The 20,951-nt window shown below is 68.6% G+C and carries 20 protein-coding genes and 1 pseudogene; 9 read left to right on the top strand and 12 right to left on the bottom strand.

The annotated features are described in order from the left end of the window. The gene (locus tag ACVW19_RS16865) at positions 1 to 453 is read right to left on the bottom strand and encodes an N-acetyltransferase family protein (RefSeq protein WP_457460187.1); all 453 of its coding nucleotides are present in this window, start codon (positions 451 to 453) and stop codon (positions 1 to 3) included. A 38-nt stretch (positions 454 to 491) separates the two neighbouring features. Then, positions 492 to 962 (bottom strand): MarR family winged helix-turn-helix transcriptional regulator, encoded by a 471-nt coding sequence (locus ACVW19_RS16860; RefSeq protein WP_457460186.1) that lies wholly within the window; start codon positions 960 to 962, stop codon positions 492 to 494. Positions 963 to 1,104: 142 nt separating this feature from the next. On the opposite strand from ACVW19_RS16860, the gene ACVW19_RS16855 reads away from it, so the two are divergent. Both ACVW19_RS16855 and ACVW19_RS16850 read left to right on the top strand, forming a co-directional pair. Continuing rightward, a complete protein-coding gene (locus tag ACVW19_RS16855) occupies positions 1,105 to 2,316 on the top strand; it encodes an MFS transporter (protein WP_457460185.1) in 1,212 nt (403 codons plus the stop codon). 150 nt (positions 2,317 to 2,466) lie between these two features. Continuing rightward, positions 2,467 to 2,889: a GlcG/HbpS family heme-binding protein gene (locus ACVW19_RS16850; protein ID WP_457460184.1), complete on the top strand. Its 423-nt coding sequence runs from the start codon at positions 2,467 to 2,469 to the stop codon at positions 2,887 to 2,889. Between the two features lie 69 nt (positions 2,890 to 2,958). Here ACVW19_RS16850 and ACVW19_RS16845 read toward each other — a convergent pair whose 3' ends face one another. From ACVW19_RS16845 to ACVW19_RS16820, 6 genes are all read right to left on the bottom strand, one after another. Beyond that, positions 2,959 to 3,828 (bottom strand): GNAT family N-acetyltransferase, encoded by an 870-nt coding sequence (locus ACVW19_RS16845; protein WP_457460183.1) that lies wholly within the window; start codon positions 3,826 to 3,828, stop codon positions 2,959 to 2,961. A gap of 96 nt (positions 3,829 to 3,924) precedes the next feature. Further along, positions 3,925 to 4,407, bottom strand: coding sequence for an NUDIX domain-containing protein (locus ACVW19_RS16840; RefSeq protein ID WP_109376553.1), 483 nt, complete (start codon positions 4,405 to 4,407; stop codon positions 3,925 to 3,927). A gap of 87 nt (positions 4,408 to 4,494) precedes the next feature. Beyond that, positions 4,495 to 5,400: a LysR family transcriptional regulator gene (locus ACVW19_RS16835; RefSeq protein WP_457460182.1), complete on the bottom strand. Its 906-nt coding sequence runs from the start codon at positions 5,398 to 5,400 to the stop codon at positions 4,495 to 4,497. Between the two features lie 223 nt (positions 5,401 to 5,623). Beyond that, a complete protein-coding gene (locus ACVW19_RS16830; RefSeq protein ID WP_457460181.1) occupies positions 5,624 to 6,796 on the bottom strand; it encodes a cystathionine gamma-lyase in 1,173 nt (390 codons plus the stop codon). Continuing rightward, positions 6,793 to 7,284 carry a low molecular weight protein-tyrosine-phosphatase gene (locus tag ACVW19_RS16825; RefSeq protein WP_457460180.1) on the bottom strand — a complete coding sequence of 164 codons (492 nt, stop codon included), beginning with the start codon at positions 7,282 to 7,284 and terminating at the stop codon, positions 6,793 to 6,795. Before ACVW19_RS16825 ends, ACVW19_RS16830 begins: the two co-directional genes overlap by 4 nt. A gap of 5 nt (positions 7,285 to 7,289) precedes the next feature. Continuing rightward, on the bottom strand, positions 7,290 to 7,667 hold the full coding sequence (locus ACVW19_RS16820) for a phage holin family protein (RefSeq protein WP_457460179.1): 378 nt from the start codon (positions 7,665 to 7,667) through the stop codon (positions 7,290 to 7,292). A gap of 58 nt (positions 7,668 to 7,725) precedes the next feature. On the opposite strand from ACVW19_RS16820, the gene ACVW19_RS16815 reads away from it, so the two are divergent. From ACVW19_RS16815 to ACVW19_RS16800, 4 genes are all read left to right on the top strand, one after another. Further along, the gene (locus tag ACVW19_RS16815) at positions 7,726 to 8,043 is read left to right on the top strand and encodes a cupin domain-containing protein (RefSeq protein WP_363038994.1); all 318 of its coding nucleotides are present in this window, start codon (positions 7,726 to 7,728) and stop codon (positions 8,041 to 8,043) included. A 149-nt stretch (positions 8,044 to 8,192) separates the two neighbouring features. Next, positions 8,193 to 8,405: a DUF5326 family protein gene (locus ACVW19_RS16810; protein WP_279335024.1), complete on the top strand. Its 213-nt coding sequence runs from the start codon at positions 8,193 to 8,195 to the stop codon at positions 8,403 to 8,405. Between the two features lie 302 nt (positions 8,406 to 8,707). Continuing rightward, positions 8,708 to 9,433, top strand: a complete 726-nt coding sequence (locus ACVW19_RS16805; RefSeq protein ID WP_457464643.1) for an IclR family transcriptional regulator domain-containing protein — start codon at positions 8,708 to 8,710, stop codon at positions 9,431 to 9,433. A gap of 98 nt (positions 9,434 to 9,531) precedes the next feature. Continuing rightward, entirely contained in the window at positions 9,532 to 9,966 is a 435-nt protein-coding gene (locus ACVW19_RS16800) for an SsgA family sporulation/cell division regulator (protein WP_406726579.1), read from the top strand. A 176-nt stretch (positions 9,967 to 10,142) separates the two neighbouring features. Here the strand turns inward: ACVW19_RS16800 and ACVW19_RS16795 are convergent, their stop codons facing one another. Next, positions 10,143 to 11,804 carry a YibE/F family protein gene (locus ACVW19_RS16795; protein WP_457460178.1) on the bottom strand — a complete coding sequence of 554 codons (1,662 nt, stop codon included), beginning with the start codon at positions 11,802 to 11,804 and terminating at the stop codon, positions 10,143 to 10,145. 255 nt (positions 11,805 to 12,059) lie between these two features. Between ACVW19_RS16795 and thiC the strand changes: the two are divergent. Further along, positions 12,060 to 13,875 (top strand): annotated as a pseudogene (gene thiC / locus ACVW19_RS16790) (phosphomethylpyrimidine synthase ThiC). Between the two features lie 83 nt (positions 13,876 to 13,958). After that, positions 13,959 to 15,434, top strand: coding sequence for a VWA domain-containing protein (locus ACVW19_RS16785; protein ID WP_457460177.1), 1,476 nt, complete (start codon positions 13,959 to 13,961; stop codon positions 15,432 to 15,434). A 161-nt stretch (positions 15,435 to 15,595) separates the two neighbouring features. Here ACVW19_RS16785 and ACVW19_RS16780 read toward each other — a convergent pair whose 3' ends face one another. From ACVW19_RS16780 to ACVW19_RS16770, 3 genes are all read right to left on the bottom strand, one after another. After that, the gene (locus ACVW19_RS16780; protein ID WP_457460176.1) at positions 15,596 to 16,465 is read right to left on the bottom strand and encodes a hypothetical protein; all 870 of its coding nucleotides are present in this window, start codon (positions 16,463 to 16,465) and stop codon (positions 15,596 to 15,598) included. A gap of 183 nt (positions 16,466 to 16,648) precedes the next feature. Beyond that, on the bottom strand, positions 16,649 to 17,743 hold the full coding sequence (locus tag ACVW19_RS16775) for a metallophosphoesterase (protein ID WP_457464641.1): 1,095 nt from the start codon (positions 17,741 to 17,743) through the stop codon (positions 16,649 to 16,651). A 449-nt stretch (positions 17,744 to 18,192) separates the two neighbouring features. Next, a complete protein-coding gene (locus tag ACVW19_RS16770) occupies positions 18,193 to 19,299 on the bottom strand; it encodes a LacI family DNA-binding transcriptional regulator (RefSeq protein WP_279335030.1) in 1,107 nt (368 codons plus the stop codon). A gap of 474 nt (positions 19,300 to 19,773) precedes the next feature. On the opposite strand from ACVW19_RS16770, the gene hisC reads away from it, so the two are divergent. Further along, complete coding sequence (gene hisC / locus ACVW19_RS16765) at positions 19,774 to 20,853, top strand: histidinol-phosphate transaminase (protein WP_457460175.1); 1,080 nt, start codon at positions 19,774 to 19,776, stop codon at positions 20,851 to 20,853. The last annotated feature ends 98 nt before the right edge of the window (positions 20,854 to 20,951 follow it).

Below are 20,951 nucleotides of genomic sequence, written 5' to 3'. Positions count from 1 at the left end.
TCACAGTGCGAGTTTGAAACCCACGTGGGAAGCCGAGAAGCCGAGCCGCTCGTAGAAGCGGTGGGCGTCGGTGCGGGTGTTGTCGGAGGTCAGCTGGACCAACTGGCAGCCCTGGTGGCGGGACTCATCGATGGCCCACTCGATGAGCCGGGTCCCGAGGCCGCTGCCGCGCTCGTCGGTGTGGATGCGGACGCCTTCGATGATCGACCTCGTGGAACCGCGCCGGGACAGCCCGGGGACGATCGTGAGTTGGAGCGTGCCGACGACACGGCCCTGGCGGACCGCGACGACCAGATGCTGGTTCGGATCGGAGCTGAGCCGCTCCAGAGCAGCCAGGTAAGGGCGATGGTCGTCCGGCGACTCACGCTGTGCACCCAAGGGGTCGTCCGCGAGCATGTCGACGATCGCCGGGATGTCGCCGGTGGCTGCGGGGCGTATCTCAAGATCTCCCATGGCCGCACCCTACGCAGACATGCGCCGAGGCGGTTGCCTCATGCAGGTATCGATACTGATGTCTTCAGTGTCTCCACTGCGCGGACCAACGGGGCCAGATCGGGGTTCTTCGCCGCCGAGTCGAGAGCCTCGCGCAGCGCGGAGTCATTGGTCGGCCGCGCTTTCTCCAGAAGCAGGAGACCGGCCTGCGTGACGTTGGTGTAGATGCCGCGCCGGTCCGTGGGGCACAGGTAGCGCTCCAGCAGGCCGCGGTTCTCGAGCCGGGTGACCAGGCGAGTGGTGGCGCTCTGGCTGAGTACGACCGCGTCGGCCACCTGCTTCATCTGGAGATGCCCCCCGACGCCGTCGTGCTGTCGGCTCAGGACGTCCAGCAGTGAGTACTCCCGCACGCTCAGGTCGTGCTTGGCCTGGAGGGCCCGCTCGATATGGGCCTCGATTCTCCCGTGCAACAGCGAGAGCGCGCACCAGCCCTGAGTGAGGGCGGTCAGTGCGGGGTCCGTGGCGGTCATGGGCGTTCCCTCCGTTCAGGAGCTGCTGAGGCCAGGGTAGAGCAAGACCGAAATAGACGGCGCTTGCAAGTAAGCCGCGTGTGCAACTATTGTCCTTGCCTGTAAAGCGCATGCGCAACCAGTTGAAAGGTCAGTTTCCCTCATGCCTCTCGCGCTCCTTGCCCTCGCGATCGGGGCCTTCGGGATCGGAACGACGGAGTTCGTGATCATGGGTTTGCTGCCCGAGGTCGCAGGTGACTTCGGTGTCTCCATCCCCACCGCCGGTCATCTGGTGACCGGTTACGCCCTGGGTGTCGTGTTCGGTGCCCCGCTGATGACCGTGTTCGGTACCAAGGTCTCCCGCAAGCGGATGCTGATGCTGCTGATGGGCCTGTTCATCGCCGGCAACCTGCTCTCGGCTCTGGCTCCCGTTTTCGGCGTCATGCTGCTCGGGCGGGTGATTGCCTCGCTGGCCCACGGTGCCTTCTTCGGTATCGGCTCCGTGGTCGCGGCCGACCTGGTCGCCCCCGACAAGAAGGCCGGAGCCATCGCCATGATGTTCACCGGACTGACCGTCGCCAATGTCGTCGGTGTTCCTCTGGGCACTCTCGTCGGCCAGTCCGCCGGCTGGCGCGTCACGTTCGGGATCGTCGCCGCGCTCGGTGCCGTCGGTCTGGTCGGCATCGCCAAGCTCGTTCCCGACCTTCCCCGGCCGGAGAGCGTACGGCTGCGTCATGAACTGGCCGCGTTCAAGAACGTCCAGGTCCTGCTGGCCATGGCGATGACAGTACTGGGCTTCGGCGGTGTCTTCGCGGCCATCACCTACATCGCGCCGATGATGACGCACGTCGCCGGCTTCGCCGACGGATCCGTCACCTGGCTGCTGGTCCTCTTCGGCCTCGGCATGGTCGGGGGCAATCTCATCGGCGGCAAGTACGCGGATCGCGCCCTGATGCCCATGCTGTACGTGTCCCTGGGCGCTCTCGCCGTCGTTCTGGCGCTTTTCACCCTGACCGCGCACCACAAGATCCTGGCGGCCGTCACGATCGTCCTGATCGGCGCCCTGGGCTTCGCCACCGTTCCGCCCCTGCAGAAGCGGGTTCTCGACCAGGCTCACGGAGCCCCCACCCTGGCCTCGGCCATGAACATCGGCGCCTTCAACCTCGGCAACGCCCTGGCCGCGTGGCTCGGTGGTCTCGTGATCGCGGCGGGGCTCGGTTACACCGCTCCCAACTGGGTCGGCGCCGTCCTTGCGGCGGGTGCCCTGGTGCTGGCCTTCGTGTCCGCCGCTCTCGACCACCGGGACAAGGCCTCCAACGCCCGGGTCGCAGGATCGGCGCCCACCGGACAGCGGCCGACCTCGGTCCCCCACTGATCTGAACGCCGGTGGGAACGAGCCCGGGGCCGTCCTCACCCCCGTCTCCGGCCGCCACCGGCCGACTTCCTCACCACGACCACCGACGTCACCACCACCGACGTCACCGCTACAACCCGGCATCGCCCGTACACCAAGGAGTACTTGCTCATGAGCACCACCACCGCTGTCGCCCCGCTCACCACCGCCGACGCCGAAGCCCTGGTCACGGCCGCACACCAGGCTGCCGAGGCCGCCGGGGTCACGGTCAGCGTGACCGTCCTGGACGCAGGAGGGCATCTGCTCGCTTTCCGGCGGGACGACCGCGCCGTGCTGATCTCCGGTGAGACCAGCACCCGCAAGGCGTACACCGCGCTTCAGTTGGACGCGCCCACCGCGGACCTCGTCGAGGCCGTGCAGCCGGGAGGGCTCTTCCACACCCTGCCCACCGCACTGGACCGACCGCTGCTGTTCATCGCCGGTGGTGTGCCCGTCCGGCGCGGCGGCCGTCTGATCGGCGCGGTCGGCGTCGGCGGCGGTGCGCCGGAGCAGGATCACTCCTTCGCCACGGCTGCAGTGGAGACCCTCGTCTGACGGGCGGCCCCCACAAAGCACGCCGGTTCCCGAAACCTTCGGGAACCGGCGTCGTCGTGTCCGGAGACTTCAGCCGGCCGCGACCGTCACGGGGGCGAACCTTCGGGTCCAGTCCCCGGGCATTTCCGTGATCCCGTACGTCATGACCGTGTTGAAGGTGATGGACGCCAGACCATGGTCCTTCGCCCAGGCCAGCAACTCTCCATGCCGCACATCGATGTCCGTCCGCAGCGGCCGGTCGGTGTGAGCGGCGAGAGAAGCGAGGAGTGCCATGGCTGTAGGGGTGTCGCGGGCGATCAGCGGGCCCACGACATGGGTGTCCATATTGGGCCACGCGGCCGCGTAACCGATGATCCGGCCGTTCTCCTCGGCCACGCGCACCTGATCGGCGAACGAGGGCAGCCGGGTGACGATGTGCGTACGGTCCGCCCCGAACACCTCCTCGTCGAGTTGGAGGAGGGCGGGCAGGTCCGCGGCGGTGGCGGTGCGGGTGAAGGCTCCTGGCACCTCTGCCCCGTTCGGTACGAAGTGCCCGCGGAGCATCTCCGCCCGGCCGATGGCCTTGAAGCCGAGTTCTTCGTAGAGGGGGAGGCCGTTCGGTGTCGCGTGCAGCGTCAGGGGCGTGGCGCTCATCGCCGACATGATGTGGCGCATCAGGCGGCGTCCGATGCCCTGGCGGGCATGCCGTTCGGCGACCAGAACCATACCGATGGCCCCGAGCGCGGGGTGCTCATGAGGGCCGTACTCGGTGACGACACAGGCGGTGCCCAGACCGCCGGCGGGATCGTCGATCCCATAGCCCTTCCCGGCGGAGAGAAGGAGCCCCCACTTGTGCTCCTCACGCGGCCACCCGCGATCCTCGGACAGGTCGGCGCAGGCCGAGAGATCACGGAGGGTGAGGCGACGGATGGGCAGAGAAGCAAGGGAGGGTGTCGACACGCAGGCCAGGCTGTCCGACAGAGGCTGTTGGTGTCCACCTGTTTCCGAGATCTCCGGGAAGCCTGCGAGCCGGTGCCTTCCGAGTGTGCCCGTGCGTCATCCCAGGTCGGGAGCATGCATGGCACGTACGCCCTCGATGTTGCCGTCCAGGTAGTGCCGTAGTGACAACGGGACGAGATGGACGGAGGCGATGCCCACGCGGGTGAACGGCACGCGGACGATCTGGTACTCGCCGGTGGGCTCGTCGACCTCCGGGCCGTGTCGCAACGACGGGTCCATGGACTCCAGACGGCAAACGAAGAAATGCTGCACCTTCACACCGGTGGCGCCACCGTCCTCGCCGATGTGCTCCACCGTGTCGACGAAGCAGGGCACCACGTCGGTGATCTTGGCGCCGAGTTCCTCGTACACCTCTCGGTGCAGAGCGTCGACGACGGTCGGGTCCTCCGGCTCGACTCCTCCACCGGGGGTGACCCAGTAGGGATCCACGCCGGGCTTGGTTCGCTTGATCAGGATCAAGTGGTCACCGTCCAGCAGGACGGCACGGGCGGTGCGCTTGACCACGGGGCGGACGGTCATGGGGGAAATGTGGCCCAGCTTGTTCCACGTGAAACATCGCAACACGCCACCGGCCGGTTTTCCCGGATGATCCGCGCGGCCGAAGGATCAGCACCAGTCGGTGGCTGTCTGCTGCAACCACTCATGAGCGCGCGCGACATGCGGCATTGCCAGCGTGCCGTTCCGGACCACCAGGAAGTAGGTGCGCAGCGGTGGTACGGCGGGCTCGTGCAGCGCGATCACCTCTCCGCGTTCGAGTGCGGCCGTACACAGGTACCGGGGCAGTACGGCCAGCCCGGCACCCGCGGCAACGCAAGCCAGCACCGCGCGTAGATCCGGAACGATGACGGTGCCCGGGGAGGCAGGGCGGGAATCGAAGACAGAGGCCCAGTAGCGGGAGACGAAGGTCAGTGATTCGTGCACCTCGATCACCGGGATCTGTTCCAGCGCGGACCCCCCGGTGCGGTGGAGCCTGTCGGAGCCGGCTTGCCGAGCCCAGCGGGGCGCGGCGACCAGGACGTGCTCCTCGTCGCAGAGCGGGGTCGCCGAGAGCAGCGTGCCACGCGGCCGGACCGTGCTGATGGCCAGATCATGCCGCCCCGCGGCCAGCCCTTCCAGTGTCTCCTCGGCGGTCCCGAAAGAGGTGCGTAAGGCGAAGCTGTGGCCGTTCTCGCGGGTCAGCGCAGTGAGCGCGGGCACCGCCCGCTCAGCAGTGAATTCGAGAGGCCCTGCCAGGTGTAATGTCCGCGAGGAGGATTCCTCTTCGAGTCCGGTCTCGGTGATCTCCGCCAGAGCGTCGAGATGCGGCGCTGCTTTGTGAGCGAGTTCGTCTCCGATGGTCGTCGGTGTCACACCGCGGGCCTGCCGCAGGAACAGGGGCCGACCCAGCTGCCGCTCCAGGGTCCGTATCTGTGAGGTCACGGCCGGCTGGGAGAGACCGAGCAGGGCGGCGGCCCGGGTGAAGGAGCCGGCTCGGTGCACGGTCACGAAGGTCCGCAACAAGGCCAGGTCCACAACACACCCTCCTCTTCGTCGGCCCCGTTGCCACCCAGGTCCAACTATAAATATGTCGATAGGTCGCTGTCGCTACGGTGATTGGACACTGACACTGAGTCAACTAGCCTTGGTCGCGAGGTTCTTCGCGCGCAGAACCGAGGACGGTCCGAGCCACGAGGGGGGAGGCTCGGACCGTCCGTCGTCCGGAGCGGGACGCCTGTCACCTGCCCGGACGGACCAGTCAGGCGGCCGCTTCGTCCAGTGCGTGCAGCACGTCCGCCACCAGGTCGGCCGGATCCTCGGCGCCGACGGAGAAACGGACGAAGCCCTCCGGAACCGCGTCCCCGCCCCAGCGACCGCGTCGCTCGGCCGTGGACCGCACGCCGCCGAAGCTGGTCGCGACCTCCACGAGCCGCAGTGCGTCGAGGAAACGGTCCGCGTGTGTCCGCGTGGGCAGCGTGAAGGACACCACACACCCGAAGCGCCGCATCTGCTGCGAAGCGATCTTGTGCGAGGGATCGTCCGGCAGCCCCGGATAGCGCAGCCCCGTCACCTCGGGCCGTTCCCGCAGGGCCTGGGCGAGCGTCAGCGCGGTGGCGTTCTGCCGGTCGACCCGCAACTGGAGTGTGGCGATCGAGCGGTGCGCGAGCCATGCCTCCATGGGGCCAGGGATGGCACCGACGATCTTGCGCCAGCGGCGCACGGCGGCCATCGCCTCGGCGTCGCGGCCGGCGACGTACCCCAGGAGGATGTCCCCGTGGCCGGTGAGCTGTTTGGTTCCGCTGGCCACGGCGAAGTCGGCACCGAGCTCCAGCGGGCGCTGGCCGAGCGGTGTCGCGAGAGTGTTGTCGACGGCGACCAGTGCGCCGCGCGCGTGTGCTGCTTCTGCGAGTCGCCGCACGTCGCACACGTCGAGCCCGGGGTTCGACGGCGTCTCGATCCACAGCAGCCGCGCGCCGTCGAGGACGTCGAGCTGGGCGTCGCCGCCGGTCGGTGCGGTACGCACCTCGATGCCGTACGCCTCCAGCTGGGTGCGCACCAGGGGCAGTGCCTGATAGCCGTCGTTCGGCAGGACGACCGTGTCACCGGTGCGCAGCTGCGAGAAGAGCACCGAGGAGATCGCGGCCATGCCCGAGGCGAACACCAGGGTCTCGGCGTCGTCCTGCCCCGGTGCCTCCAGCTCTCCGATGGCCTGCTCCAGCAGCGTCCAGGTGGGGTTCTCATCCCGGCCGTAGGTGTAGGGGCCGGTGGGGTCGCCGGGCAGGTGGAAATGGGCGGCGAAGACGGGGCCGGGCAGGGTCGGTTCGTACTTGACCGGCTCGGGCAGTCCGGCCCGCACCGCGCGTGTGCCGTCACCGGGGAAGGTCCCCCTCGAGTCCGTCCCGTAGCCGCCGTCCGTCGTGGAATCGCTCATGCCGCTCGTCCTTCCGTCTGCTCGCGTACCGCGGTGAGCAGCCCGGTACTCGCCGCCTCCACCATCTCAAGACATGCGACGAAGCCGTCCGCACTTCCGTAGTACGGGTCCGGTACGTCGAGATCGTCGCCCGCCTCGGGGTCGTACGAGCGCAACAGGCGCACCTTGTCCGCGTCCTGTGGGGTGGGTGCCAGGCGGCGCAGTGCTCCGAGGTGGCCCGTGTCGAGCGCGACGACGAGATCGAGACGGGTGAACCACGACGGGTCGAACCGCCGGGCCGTGTGGCCCGCGGCGTAGCCGTTCTCCTCCAGGACGGCCACCGCGCGGGGATCGGCGCCGTCGCCCTCGTGCCAGCCGTGAGTGCCGGCGCTGTCCACCTCGACCGTGTCGTGGAGGCCGGCCTCCACGACACGCGCGCGGAAGACTGACTCGGCCATCGGGGAGCGGCAGATATTGCCGGTGCAGACGAAACAGACGCGGTACGTCATGGTGCTCAGTCCCCGTCGGGCAGAACGACGTTGAGGGCCCAGGAGACGACCGAGATGATCAGACCGCCCAGCACGGCCGTCCAGAAGCCCTCCACATGGAAGCTCAGGTCGAACTGGTCGGCCAGCCAGGAGGTGAGCAGCAGCATCAGCGCGTTCACCACCAGTGTGAACAACCCGAGCGTCAGGATGAGCAACGGGAGACTCAAGAGCTGCACGATCGGCTTGACCAGGAAGTTCACCACGCCGAAGATCAACGCGACGAGTATGAGGGTGCCGATCTCCTTGCCCGTGCTGTCACCTGTGAGGGTGATCTTGTCGACCAACCACACCGCCACCGCGAGGGCGGCGGCGTTGGCGATCGTCTTGACTACGAAATTCTTCATGTGTCTGATCGTGGCAGACAGGACCGGACATGAGCAGTGAGGCAGGGGCGGACAGGCTATGAAGGCATTCCGGCTGGACGAACTGGAGGCCGAACGCGCCGCCAACGAGGGCGCATACCTTCAGTTCCTGCGGGAGCGGAACATGTCGGTCGGCCTGTACGCCCTGGACGCGGGCGGGCAGGATCCGCAGCAGCCGCACAACCAGGACGAGGTGTACTTCGTCGTCAGCGGCAGGGCGGCGATCACCGTCGGCATGGAGACCACGCAGGTGGCACGCGGCAGCGTGGTGTACGTGCCGGCGGGTGTCGCGCACAAGTTCCATCACATCAGTGAGGACCTGAGGGTCCTGGTGGTGTTCTCTCCCCCCGAGAGCTGAGCCGCGGTTTCGGGGTTCCCTAGGGGACCGGTCAGGGGAGGACAAGGGATCCGAGGCTCCCGGTGGGGCTCCTGGCGACCTAGCATCGAGTGCAGGACATCATTCACGCGACCCGGCACGAGACGGGCGGAGAGGTAAGGACGAAGGCGATGCGAGAGATCTTCACGGGACTGCCGTGGTGGGTGAAGTGGATCGCGGTGCCGGTCATCGCCCTGGTCGTGTTCGGGGGGCTGATAGCGAGCGTGGTGGGCTTCGTGATCGGGCTGCTCTTCAAGGTGTTGGTGTTCGCCGCTCTGGTCGGCGGACTCATCTACGTCGTACGGAAGTTCACGTCGAGTTCGTCGTCGCGCGGCGACTGGTGAGCCCCATGGGGAGCCGGTGAAGCGGTAACGGGCGACACCGGTTCCCTCGGGCGGGGGAAGTTTCCCGGACGGACCGTCCGCGTGCGGTGACAGACGGTTAGAGTCCGGAGCGCCATGCGGGGGCAATCCCCGCGAGCGGCGTACACCCCCACCCGTGTTCCCCCGCACGGGCTGCCCCCTCGCTTCGGGAGTGACCCTTGGCCACGGCTGACACCGTCACCGCACATCTGCCCGCCGTTCCCTGCCAGCCCCATGCGCGGGCAGTCTCCGAACCGGCGCCCCCAGCCACTCTCATCGGCTCCGTGCAGCGCGCGATGCGTCTGCTCGAATCCGTCGCCGGACATGAGTACGGAGCCCCGGCCAAACAGTTGGCCCGCGAGACCGGGCTGGCCCTTCCCACGACGTACCACCTGCTGCGCACCCTTGTGTACGAGGGCTATCTGCGCCGTGACAAAGGGCTGTTCTTCCTTGGCGCCGCAGCCGAGCGGCTGAGCAGCAGCGGGGCCCCGCAGAAACGTCGCAGCACGGTCGTCGACGCGCTCGCGCGGTGGCGTGACGCGATCGGGGCTCCCGTGTACTACGCGGTGTACCGCGAGGGCGAGATCGACCTCGTGTGCGTCTCCGACACTCCCGGCAATCCCGCGGTCCAGGAATGGGCGGACTTCCGGGAGACCGGCCACGCACACGCCATCGGACAGTGTCTGCTGTCCCAGCTCGGCGAGGCCGCCCGCCGCGACCACCTCGACCGCTTCCCCGTGCAGCCCGTCACGCCGTACACCGTGCGCGACGGGCACGGTCTTCTCCGGCGCCTGGAGCGGACCCGGCGCATGGAACCGGTGATCGAGCGCCAGGAGTACGCCCTGGGCACGGTGTGTGCGGCCATCCCGATCACGGCCGGTACCACGGCTGCGACGATCGCCATCTCCCTGCCCGCGCATCAGGCCCACCGGCTGCTCCCGGCCGCGCAGCAACTGCAGACGGAAGTGGGCCGCCTGCTCGGGCCATTGGGGCTCTCTATCACCATCTGAAAACTTACTCCTTGTGATTCACCGTGTACGTTGAGCAAGATTCACCCAGTGTCAGGGGTCCATTCCCGGCTGGTCCGCAGCTAATGACGGGGTAGGCGATGCGCGAGTCCGTACAGGCAGAGGTCATGATGAGCTTTCTCGTGTCGGAGGAGTTGTCCTTCCGCATCCCGGTGGAGCTTCGCTATGACACCTGTGATCCCTACGCCGTGCGGCTGACCTTCCATCTTCCCGGTGACGCGCCTGTGACCTGGGCGTTCGGCCGTGAGCTGCTGATCGACGGCGTCGGCAGGCCGTGCGGCGAGGGCGACGTGCGGGTGTCACCGGTCGAGCCCGACGCGCTGGGCGAGGTGTTGATCCGGCTTCAGGTCGGTGGCGACCACGCGCTGTTCCGTTCGTCGACGGCGCCGCTCGTGGCCTTTCTCGACCGCACCGACAAGCTGGTGCCACTGGGCCAGGAGGGAGCGCTCGCCGACTTCGACGCCCATCTCGACGACGCGCTGGACCGCATTCTGGCGGAGCAGAGCGCCGGGTAAAGGGTTCCGCTACTCGGACAGCCGGTGGCGGAACCGTTCACCGTGTTCCGTCACATTGGTGCAGGAACGCTTTTGCACCGGTGGGCGAGCCGCTCCGGTGGGCCGGGCGCCCGGGGGTCGGGCCGCGGCCGGTCATGTGTCGGCGGCAGGCTCTCCGGCGCCGCACCGTGACGGGGTCACCGCTTCCGGCGCCTGCCCCTCCCGCCCCGCGCCGGAGCCGCCCGGACGCTCTCCCCGGGTGTCTGCGCCGCCGTACGGTCGGCCGAGACCACCAGGGCGGCCAGAGCCGTGGTGACCGGCACCGCGGCCACCAGGCCGATCGAGCCGACCAGCGTACGCACGATCTCCTCCGCTACCAGCTCGCTGTTGGCGACCGTTCCCACACTGCTCTGTGCGATGGAGAACAGCAGCAGCAACGGCAACGCGGCGCCCGCGTAGGCGAGAACGAGAGTGTTGACCACGGACGCGATGTGATCGCGGCCGATGCGGATGCCCGCGCGGTACAGCCCCCGCCAGCCCATCGACGGGTTGGCCTCGTGCAGTTCCCAGACAGACGATGTCTGGGTGACCGTCACATCGTCGAGCACACCGAGCGATCCGATGATGACGCCGGCCAGCAACAGACCGCTCATGTCGATGTCGGGGTACAGGCCGTGGATCAGTCCGGTGTTGTCGTCGGTGTTGCCGGTCAGCGCGGCCCAGTCGATGAAGACCGAGCCCAGAATGCCGATCAGCAGCAGCGAGACCAGGGTGCCGAGCACCGCCACGGATGTGCGCGCCGACAGCCCGTGACAGAGATACAGGGCTTGCAGCATGATGGCGCTCGCCCCCACCACCGCCACGACCAGTGGGTTCGATCCCTGCAGAATGGCGGGCAGGATGAAGAAGTTCAGCACCAGGAAGCTGACCGCCAGCGCGATCAGTGCCATCGCACCGCGCAGCCGCCCGACGGCCACGACGGCGATCGCGAAGATACCGGCGAGCAGGGCCATGGGGAGGCGCCGGTTCACATCGGCGACCGAGTACTGCAGGTCCTTCGGAGCGGAAGGTTCGTAGGCGACCACGACCTCCTGACCCTCGCTCAGCTGACGGGACTGGTCCGGCTGCACGATCTCGGTGAACGTGCGGCCCTGGTCCGTGCCGCTGTCGACCCGGATCGTCGCTCTCTTGCACGTGCCGTCCGCCTGCTGTTGGGCGGAAGAGCCCTCGGCCGTCGAGGTGTCACCGGTCGGGACGCCTCCGGAAGCGTTGACGGAGGAACAGCTCACCTCGACCACCTTGGTGACCGTGGCCTGCTGCGTCTGCCGGTCGAAACCGACGCCGGTGCGCTCGTGCCCCGGCGCACCGCCCGGCCACAGCACGACGAGGCCGATCAGCACCGCCGCGGTGAACGGGATGAGGACCGCCGCGATGACCTTGCGCAGGTGCTTCGAGACGGGGGCGGCGGGGCCGTGACTGTGGCTGTGCCCGTGCGAGTGGCCGTGCCCGCCGCCGGAGTCCGGGCCGTGATCGTGTCCGTCGCCGCTCGGAGGGGGGCCGCTGTGGCCCCCGTCCGGGCCACGGTCGGGGTGGCCGCCGTCCGGCTCCGGGCCCCGGCCGTGACCTTGACCCCGCGTTTGTCCCGCCCCCTGCCCCCGCCGCCCCTGCTCCTGGCTCGGGTGGCCGGTGACGGGCCCGCGCCCGAACCAGTCTCCGGAACCGGGGGCGTCTCCTTGGCCGTCCCCACGGCCCATGTCGTTGCCGGCTACGGGCTCTCTGCCACGGCTGTCGCCGTTTCGAGCGCCGGAGCCGAGGGGTGGTTCGGGCGGTGGGTACGGGGGATGTTGCGTCGAGGTCACCGCCCGATCATCGCAAGAACAACGAGGGCCCTCTGGTCACCGCGCCAGAATTGACGCTAGCGTGTGGGCACCTTTTGTACACGCGGGAGCTCGGAGCACCGGGCTGAGAGGGCGCTGACCTCCGTCCCAACGACGTTTCACATGAAACATCACTGCTGTCCGAGTGATGTTCCCCACGGAACGCCGAACGACGGAAACCGCTGCGTCGACCGCTGAACCTGTTACCGGGTAATGCCGGCGTAGGGAGTAGGTCTCATGACCAACAAGGACGCACGCACGCCTGCCTCCACGCAGAACCCGACGGAGACGTCGGAGCAGAAGGAGGCCGGGAAGTCCATCGGCTGGCACAAGGCGTACGTCGAGGGCACGCGCCCCGATCTACGGGTGCCGGTCCGTCAGGTGCACCTCACCAACGGCCAGTCGGTCACGCTGTACGACACATCGGGCCCGTACACCGACCCCCTGGTCGACACCGATGTACGCAGGGGGCTGGCACCGCTGCGGGAGGACTGGATCATCGCGCGCGGCGACACCGAGGAGTACGCGGGCCGTCCCGTCCGTCCCGAGGACGACGGAATCAAGCACACCTCGCCGCGCGGCGGCCTGCGCAACCTCGACGCGGTGTTCCCGGGCCGGCCCCGTCAGCCGCGCCGCGGCCGCGCGGGTGAGGCGGTCACGCAGCTGGCGTACGCACGACGCGGCGAGATCACGCCCGAGATGGAGTACGTGGCCATCCGGGAGAACGTGTCGCCGGAGGTCGTGCGTGAGGAGATCGCGGCAGGCCGCGCGGTGCTGCCCGCCAACGTCAACCATCCGGAGATCGAGCCGATGATCATCGGCAAGCGGTTCCTGGTGAAGGTCAACGCCAACATCGGGAACTCCGCGGTGACCTCCTCCATCGAGGAGGAGGTGGAGAAGATGACCTGGGCGACCCGCTGGGGCGCCGACACGGTCATGGACCTGTCCACCGGCCGCAATATCCACACCACCCGGGAGTGGGTGCTGCGCAACTCCCCCGTTCCCATCGGCACCGTGCCGCTCTACCAGGCGCTGGAGAAGGTCGACGGCAGGGCAGAGGAGCTGACCTGGGAGATCTACAAGGACACGGTCGTCGAGCAGGCCGAGCAGGGCGTGGACTACATGACGGTTCATGCGGGCGTACGGCTGGCGTATGTGCCGCTGACCGCCAACCGCAAGACGGGCATCGTCTCGCGCGGTGGTTCGATCATGGCGGCGTGGTGTCTGGCGCACCACAAGGAGTCGTTCCTGTACGAGAACTTCGAGGAACTCTGCGAGATCCTCGCGACGTACGACGTCACGTACTCGCTTGGCGACGGGCTCCGGCCGGGGTCGATCGCGGACGCCAACGACCAGGCCCAGTTCGCTGAGTTGCGCACACTCGGGGAACTCAACCGGATCGCGAAGCGTTTGAATGTGCAGACCATGATCGAGGGTCCGGGACATGTCCCGATGCACAAGATCAAGGAGAACATCGACCTTCAGCAGGAGATCTGCGATGAAGCCCCGTTCTATACGCTCGGCCCGCTGACGACGGACGTCGCGCCCGCGTACGACCACATCACCTCCGGTATCGGTGCCGCGATGATCGCCTGGTGGGGCACCGCCATGCTCTGTTACGTCACCCCCAAGGAGCATCTCGGCCTGCCCAACCGTGATGACGTCAAGACCGGTGTCATCACCTACAAGATCGCCGCCCATGCCGCCGACCTGGCCAAGGGACATCCGGGTGCGCAGGAGTGGGACGACGCGTTGTCCGACGCGCGCTTCGAGTTCCGTTGGGAGGACCAGTTCAACCTCGCCCTCGACCCGGACACGGCACGGGAGTTCCACGACGAGACCCTTCCGGCAGAGCCCGCCCAAGACCGCACACTTCTGCTCGATGTGCGGGCCGAAGTTCTGTTCCATGAAGATCAGCCAGAGCATCACGGAGCGGTTCGGCGGTGCCTCGCCGGAAGGCGCCTCGGCCGAGGAGATCGCCGAGGGGATGCTGCAGAAGTCGAAGGAGTTCGCGGAGGCGGGCAACCGCGTGTACCTGCCGCTGACGGACTGAACTGACTGAACGGGCGAGAGGGACGGGTCGTTCGGGCCCGCCCCTCTCGCCGCTCATGGGGACGGATCGGCAGACTGTATGCCATGACAGCGCAATCAATGAGCAAGGGGTCCAACCTTCCCGTCGATGCGCCGGTGGTGCGCGTCGAGCTTGCTTGGACCGCCAAGGCCGGTGTGCCCGACATCGACGCGTCGGCTCTCCTGCTCACGGCGGCCGGACGGGTGCGGGACGACGGCGACTTCGTCTTCTACAACCAGCCGCGGCACGCCTCCGACGCTGTGACACATCTGGGAAAACGGAACGCCGTCGGTGCCGCGACCGACACGGTCGAGGTCGACCTGCGCCTGCTGGAACCGGCCGTCGAGCGGATCGCGCTGTGCGCGTCGTCCGACGGCGGGACCTTCGGCCAGGTCCCGGGGCTGGTGCTCAGGTTGATCGACGCCGGGGCGGAGACCGAAATCGCCCGGTTCGACATGGTGGCCGACACGGAGACCGCGTTCATCGGTGGCGAGCTGTACCGGCGCCAGGGGAAGTGGAAGTTCCGCGCGGTGGGCCAGGGTTACGCCTCCGGGCTTGCGGGGCTGGCCACTGACTTCGGTATCACCGTGGACGACGCTCCCCCGGCGGCCCCCGTCGCCGTGTCTCCGGTCGTCGCGTCCCCCGTCATGCCTGCCGCTTCCGCTCCAGTGCCTCCTGCTCCGGTGCCTCCCGCTCCGGTGCCTCCTGCTCCGGTGCCTCCCGCTCCGGTGCCTCCCGCTCCGGCGCCTCCGGATCCGGCCGTTCCACCGGCCGCTCCGCGCCTCACCAAGGGAGAGGAGCGGCTGCCCGTGGACATGCGCAAGCGGCTGTCGCTGCGCAAGGAGCAGGTGGCCGTCAGTCTGCGCAAGCACGGGGCCGCCGAGATCACCGCGCGCGTCGTCCTCGTGCTGGACGCCTCCGGCTCCATGGCACCCCAGTACTCCAAGGGAGTCGTGGCGGACGTCGTCGAGCGCATGGCCGCGGTCGCCGCACAGTTGGACGACGACGGTGAGATGCAGGCCTGGACATTCGCCTCGCATCCGGCACGGCTGCCGGACCTGCGGCTGGGCGAGCTGCCCGACTGGCTCCGGTTGCACGTGCGGGTGGGGGAGATGAGCCTCTTCCGGCGCGGGCGGAAGAAGGGCCTGGACCCGAGCCAGGTCGACATGCGGGAGGTCGGCATCCAGAACGAGGAACAGAAGGTCATCGCCGAGGTCCGCTCGTTCGTCGGGAACAATCCCGCGGCGGCCCCGACGCTCGTGCTGTTCTTCTCCGACGGCGGGGTCTACCGGAACGCCGAGATCGAGCGTGAGCTCCGCGAAGCGGTGGAGGAACCCGTCTTCTGGCAGTTCGTGGGGCTCGGACGGTCGAACTACGGCGTGCTGGAACGATTCGACACGCTGCCCGGACGCCGCGTCGACAACGTCGGGTTCTTCGCCGTCGACGACATCAGCACCCTGCCGGACCCGGAGTTGTACGACCGTCTGCTGTCCGAGTTCCCGCTGTGGATCACAGCTGCGAGCCGGGCGGGCATTCTATGACCAGGGGCATGACCTGACCAGGGGTATGACCTGACCCGGGCGTGACCTGACCCGGGCACCCGGCACACGCCCCCCCGTCACGGAGCCTCTCGAGAGGGCTCCGCCGGTGAGGGCGCGCCGGCCGACGGCTCCGGACTCGAACCGGTACTTCGGCCGTTCGACTACTCAGGCTGGTGTTCCGGCCCCCCGAAGTCCGGGCTGCTGTAGTCCGGACTCGAGTAGCTCGGCCGCGGGCCGCGGGTCGGGCCTTGGCCGGGGCTGGTGAATCCCGGCCGGTGGTAGCCGAGGTTCGGGATACGGCTGGTCGGTTCGGACGGCGCCGCGTAGCGCAGTGCGGCCGCCGTGCCGGGATCGGTGAGAGCGTCTCGCAGGAACGGTACGATCCCCCGCTCCAGCAGTGCCTCGTGCCAGGCATCCCTGGCCAGGGCCAACTCCTTGTCGACTTCCAGGTACGGCCCGCTCCGGGCCGAGGGCTTGTTGCGCAGCGCGGTGAGGAGCAGGCCCACGGCGGCGACCAGGATGGCGACCGCGGTCACGGCGCCGAACGTCCAGCCCGTGGTGAGCATGGTCCGGGCGAAGGCCGCGCTGGGGTCGAGCATGCGCAGGATGTAGCCGACGAGCAGGAATATCGCGGCCGCCGTTCCGGCCAGGACGGGTGCCAGAACGGCGATGACGGCGACCGCACCCGCGCCGGCGGTCTCGGCGACCTCCCCCATGGCGGCGGCGAGCCCCGCTGCGCCGGGTTCAGGTTCGGAGGAGCCCGACTCGCGCACGGCCGGGGTGGCCGACGCCGGTGGCCGTCGCAGTTCCTCGCGGACCTTGATGTAGTGCTGGTACTCGGTCGCCGCGGCCGCCGTGATGATCGCGGTGGCGTTGAGCGCCATGGTGCGCAGTTGTTCGGAGTTGAGCCGCTGACCGACAGAGGTCAGTTCCGGGCGGTGTGGTGCGGAGCGCAGCACCTCATCGAGAATCCGCTCGTATTCCTGGCGGTCCTCGGCCAACAGGTGCTGCGGAACGCTGTTCATGTGCATCCCCCGATGCTCCGTAGGGCTTGTGGCTCGGCATGCTGACGAGCCGTTGGGCAGAAACGGAGGGGAGCCTGCTACGGATAAGCCGATGGTAGAGCGCTGACGGTGCGCCGTGACAGGGGGTTTACCGAAATTGGCCGCTGTCCGGTGCGGTCCCGGGCCGGCGACGCCCGGCCCGGTGCCCGTTCACTTGGCGAGTGGCAGCTTCTGGACCAGCAGTTTTCCGGCCATCGTCACGCCGCCGTCCATCGCGATGGCCAGTCCCTCGGCGTAGACGTGCGGACCCTCGACGACGGGACCGCTGTCGTCCCCGCCGTCCTCGGAGCCGACTTCGCCCAGCAGGTACGGAATGGGGCTGTGGCCGTGAACGACCCGGGTACCACCGTACGTATTCAGCAGGGAGCGCACCGCTTCGGCGCCGCCCTCGTCACGGAAGGAGAACCGCTTGGTGAACTTGCGGAACAGGTCCCAGACCTCGTCGGCGTCGTTGCGGGTGATCGTCTCGCGGACGGTGTCGTTGACCTCTTCGATGGAGCGGCCGTAGTCGAGGTAGGCGGTGGTGTCGGAATGCAGCAGGAGATGGTCGTCGACGGCCTCGACGGCGTCCAGGCGGGCCATCCACTGCAAATGGTGGTCCTGGAGCCGGTCCATGTCGGCTTTCTGCCCGCCGTTGAGGAGCCAGGCCGCCTGGAAGGTGGCGGTGCCCGCGCCGGAGTTGACGGGGGTGTCGCCGAACCGCTTGGCGCCGAGCAGCAGCAGTTCGTGATTGCCCATCAGGGCCTTGCAGTAGCCGCCGGCCGCGGCGGCCTCGGCGGACAGCCGCATCACGAGATCGATGACGCCGATGCCGTCCGGTCCCCGGTCGGTGAAGTCGCCGAGGAACCACAGCCGTGCGGGGCCGGCGCACCACTGGCCCGCGGAGTCGATGAGGCCCTGCTCCTGGAGGGCGGCGACCAGCTCGTCGAGGTACCCGTGGACGTCACCGACCACGTACAGCGGGCCGGGCCCGGTGGGGGGCTGTGGGGCGGAGACGGACGCGGGGTCGACGATCACCTGCACAGTGTCACCCCGATTGATGACCGGGAGGTCCCGACGCGTGGGTGTGTATCCCTCCGGGAGGCTCTCCGAGGTCGGCGGGGCCGCCGCGTCACCGGGGTGCATGCTGTGGGCGTACGGACCGGTCTCGTGGATGTACGCGGGCACCCGGAAGTCGCGCACCGTCGGTGTGCGCTCCACCCCGGGTCCCTGACCGGCCCCCTGAGTCATCGACCCCTCCACCATCAAGCCGCAACTGCACCGCGTCGGACTGCCTGGTCGCAGCGGCCCGCGGTGTCGTGGGCCCATCATAGGAACGCGGATCGTGCCATGTGATGACCCAGGGGTGGTGAATCGGAGCAAGACGCCGGATCGTCGCGGCTTTCGCCCTATTTGGTCAGGTCTTCGCCCGCCGTGAGGCCACCCGGCCGCGCCTGCTCCTCCTGGGACCGCATGCGTCCGTCTTCGGGCAGCCGGTCCACTTCGGTTTCCCGGAGAGGCCGGAGACGGGCTGGAGGAAACTTCGAGGAGCGACGGAGCGGTGGAGGAGCGCAAGGGCTGCGACGTCGCCTCATCCCCACGGAAAGCAGCGGCTCCCGGGGAGCCGCTGCCTCACTCCTCCGGAGCCGGGCCCAATCGTCCTTCCCGGTTTTCCGGGGACCCGCGTTTCCGGGGACCCGCGGGTTTTCTGCCGGTCAGGCCGGCGACCGCGGCGGGCTGACCGTCGTGCGCGGGGGCCGGCGCTGCGACGAGGTGCGCACGATCAGTTCGGTGGGTATCACCTGCGCCACCGTGTGTTCCGGATCGACTCCTTCGATGGCGTCGATGAGCAACTGGACCACAGCCGTGCCGATGCGTCGTGGTTTGAGCGAGAGTGTGGTGACGGGCGGCTCGGTGTTGGCGTAGACGGTGGACTCGCTGCAGCAGACCAGCAGCAGGTCGTCCGGGACGCGCAGGCCGTAGCGGCGCGCGGCGGCGAGCAGATCGGTGCCGTTGGGATCGAACAGACCGTAGACGGCGTCGGGACGGTCGGGGCGGGCGAGCAGCCGGTCGGCGGCGACGGCGCCGGCACACGGATCGTGTGCCGGATAGGACTCGTACACCGGGTCCTGGCCGACGCGCTCACACCAGTGCAGATACGCGGTGGTCGACAGGTGGGTGTAGGTGTCGGTCGTGGTCCCGGTCAGCAGGCCGATACGGCGGGCGCCCGCGGCGGCCAGGTGGTCGAGGATGCCGAGTACTGCGGCCTCGTGGTCGTTGTCCACCCAAGCCGTGACCGGGAGCGAACCGGCCGGGCGGCCGTCGGAGACGACCGGTAAACCCTGCCGGACCAGTTCACTGACGACCGGATCCTGGTCCGAGGGATCGATGACGACCGTGCCGTCCAGAGCGACGTTGGACCACACGTCGTGTCGGGAGGTCGCGGGGAGGATCACGAGGGCGTAGCCGCGGGCGAGCGCTGCGGAGGTGGCGGCACGCGCCATCTCGGCGAAGTACGCGAACTCGGTGAAGGTGAAAGGTTCTTCCCCGTATGTCGTCACGGTCAGGCCGATGAGTCCCGACTTGCCGGTACGGAGCGTGCGGGCGGCGGCCGAGGGCCGGTAGCCCAGTCTGTCGGCGACCTCGCGGACGTGGCGCCGGGTGGCGTCCGGGAGCCTGCCCTTGCCGTTGAGGGCATCGGAGACGGTCGTGATGGAGACTCCGGCGGCGGCGGCCACGTCCCTGATGCCCGCTCGACCCGGCTTGCTGCCTCGGCGTGAGGTTTCCGCGCGGCTCACCTGGTGCTTCCCTGCTGCTGTCATGGCGAGCCGATAGTAGGGCTCATGCGGTGGGGTAGGGCGGACGCATATGCATGCGTTGACAGGCACGTTTCTGCATGATCATTAAAGGGTAAGTTCCTTGCAAAGCAAGAACGTTGAACATTCCAATGCCAAGACCTGACGTCTCGGCGCATGCGGGCCTGTCGAGGGGGCGATGTTGCGAAGAGGTCTCAACTCACCTGCACGGGGGACGCGCGCCACGGCGCAAGCCACCGGCGCGTAGATATATGTGCGGCGCGCCCCCGGCTCGGACGCCCTTTGTGCGCCTTCACACGGTGATGCCCCTGTTGCTGAAGGGGCAGATGATACGGAGGCGACTTCTGCTGCTGTACGCGCACACGCTGCAGCGCCTCCACGCAGCGGCGTCTCTACTCCGCCGCGTCGAATCCTCATAAGGTGAGCAGTATTGGATGTCGGCGGCGGTCATGGGCCGCCGGTCTTCGGAGGAGGACTGCGGTGAGCGAGACGAGCCCCAAGCTGCGCGCCGAGCTGGAGGGTATCCCTACGTACAAACCGGGCAAGCCGGCGGCGGCCGGTGGTCCGGTGGCCTACAAACTGTCCTCCAACGAGAACCCGTACCCACCGCTGCCGGGGGTGATGGAGGCCATCGCCTCCGCGGCGTCCTCGTTCAACCGCTACCCCGACATGGCCTGCACGGCTCTGATGGCGGAGTTGGCCGAGCGCTTCGCCGTCCCGGTCTCCCACCTGGCCACCGGTACCGGCTCGGTCGGCATCGCCCAGCAACTGCTGCAGGCCACCTCGGGCCCCGGCGACGAGGTGATCTATGGCTGGCGCTCGTTCGAGGCGTACCCGATCATCACCAGGATCAGCGGTGCCACCCCCGTGCAGGTGCCCCTGACCCCGGGCGATGTGCACGATCTCGACGCGATGGCCGAGGCGGTCACCGACCGGACCCGGCTCATCTTCGTCTGCAACCCCAACAACCCGACCGGCACGGTGGTCCGGCGGGCCGAACTGGAGCGCTTCCTCGACCGGGTGCCCCGCGATGTCCTGGTGGTGCTCGACGAGGCCTACCGTGAGTTCATCCGTGACCCCGAGGTGCCGGACGGCGTGGAGATCTACCGGGAGCGGCCCAATGTCTGTGTGCTGCGGACCTTCTCCAAGGCCTATGGGCTGGCCGGGCTGCGCGTGGGTTTCGCGATCGCCCATGAGCCGGTGGCCGCGGCGCTGCGCAAGACGGCGGTGCCGTTCGGTGTGAGCCAGCTCGCACAGGATGCGGCGATCGCCTCGCTGCGTGCCGAGGACGAGCTCATCGGCCGGGTCGGTTCGCTGGTGTGTGAGCGCAACCGGGTCATGGACGCGCTGCGTGTTCAGGGCTGGAAGGTGCCAGAGAGCCAGGCCAACTTCGTGTGGCTGCGGCTGGGGGAGCGCACGGCGGCGTTCGCACAGGCGTGCGAGCAGGCGGGCGTGGTCGTCAGGCCGTTCCCTGGGGAGGGGGCGCGGGTGACGGTCGGCGAGACCGAGGCCAACGACATCTTCCTGAAGGTGACGGAGGCCTTCCGCAAGGAGCTGTAGCCGCCCGGGGCCTCGGGCCGCCTCAGTCTCGCAGCCGTAGCAGCCGGCCGACGGTTCAGCCGTCGGCCGGCTGTCGGTGTTCCTCCCCCTGGCAGCGT

The sequence above is a fragment of the Streptomyces sp. TE5632 genome (assembly GCF_054061295.1).
Note: the sequence above shows the minus strand (reverse complement) of the source record. Positions and strands in the feature narration are given on the sequence as shown.

Bases quoted from the DNA above. Each gene is read 5' to 3' on its own strand.
- ACVW19_RS16860 (WP_457460186.1), bottom strand. From the start codon at position 962: ATGACCGCCACGGACCCCGCACTGACCGCCCTCACTCAGGGCTGGTGC.
- ACVW19_RS16785 (WP_457460177.1), top strand. From the start codon at position 13,959: ATGACAGCGCAATCAATGAGCAAGGGGTCCAACCTTCCCGTCGATGCG.
- ACVW19_RS16830 (WP_457460181.1), bottom strand. From the start codon at position 6,796: ATGAGCGATTCCACGACGGACGGCGGCTACGGGACGGACTCGAGGGGG.
- ACVW19_RS16865 (WP_457460187.1), bottom strand. From the start codon at position 453: ATGGGAGATCTTGAGATACGCCCCGCAGCCACCGGCGACATCCCGGCG.
- ACVW19_RS16840 (WP_109376553.1), bottom strand. From the start codon at position 4,407: ATGACCGTCCGCCCCGTGGTCAAGCGCACCGCCCGTGCCGTCCTGCTG.
- ACVW19_RS16815 (WP_363038994.1), top strand. From the start codon at position 7,726: ATGAAGGCATTCCGGCTGGACGAACTGGAGGCCGAACGCGCCGCCAAC.
- ACVW19_RS16825 (WP_457460180.1), bottom strand. From the start codon at position 7,284: ATGACGTACCGCGTCTGTTTCGTCTGCACCGGCAATATCTGCCGCTCC.
- ACVW19_RS16770 (WP_279335030.1), bottom strand. From the start codon at position 19,299: ATGACAGCAGCAGGGAAGCACCAGGTGAGCCGCGCGGAAACCTCACGC.
- ACVW19_RS16810 (WP_279335024.1), top strand. From the start codon at position 8,193: ATGCGAGAGATCTTCACGGGACTGCCGTGGTGGGTGAAGTGGATCGCG.
- ACVW19_RS16780 (WP_457460176.1), bottom strand. From the start codon at position 16,465: ATGCACATGAACAGCGTTCCGCAGCACCTGTTGGCCGAGGACCGCCAG.
- ACVW19_RS16820 (WP_457460179.1), bottom strand. From the start codon at position 7,667: ATGAAGAATTTCGTAGTCAAGACGATCGCCAACGCCGCCGCCCTCGCG.
- ACVW19_RS16855 (WP_457460185.1), top strand. From the start codon at position 1,105: ATGCCTCTCGCGCTCCTTGCCCTCGCGATCGGGGCCTTCGGGATCGGA.
- ACVW19_RS16775 (WP_457464641.1), bottom strand. From the start codon at position 17,743: ATGGTGGAGGGGTCGATGACTCAGGGGGCCGGTCAGGGACCCGGGGTG.
- ACVW19_RS16800 (WP_406726579.1), top strand. From the start codon at position 9,532: ATGCGCGAGTCCGTACAGGCAGAGGTCATGATGAGCTTTCTCGTGTCG.
- ACVW19_RS16850 (WP_457460184.1), top strand. From the start codon at position 2,467: ATGAGCACCACCACCGCTGTCGCCCCGCTCACCACCGCCGACGCCGAA.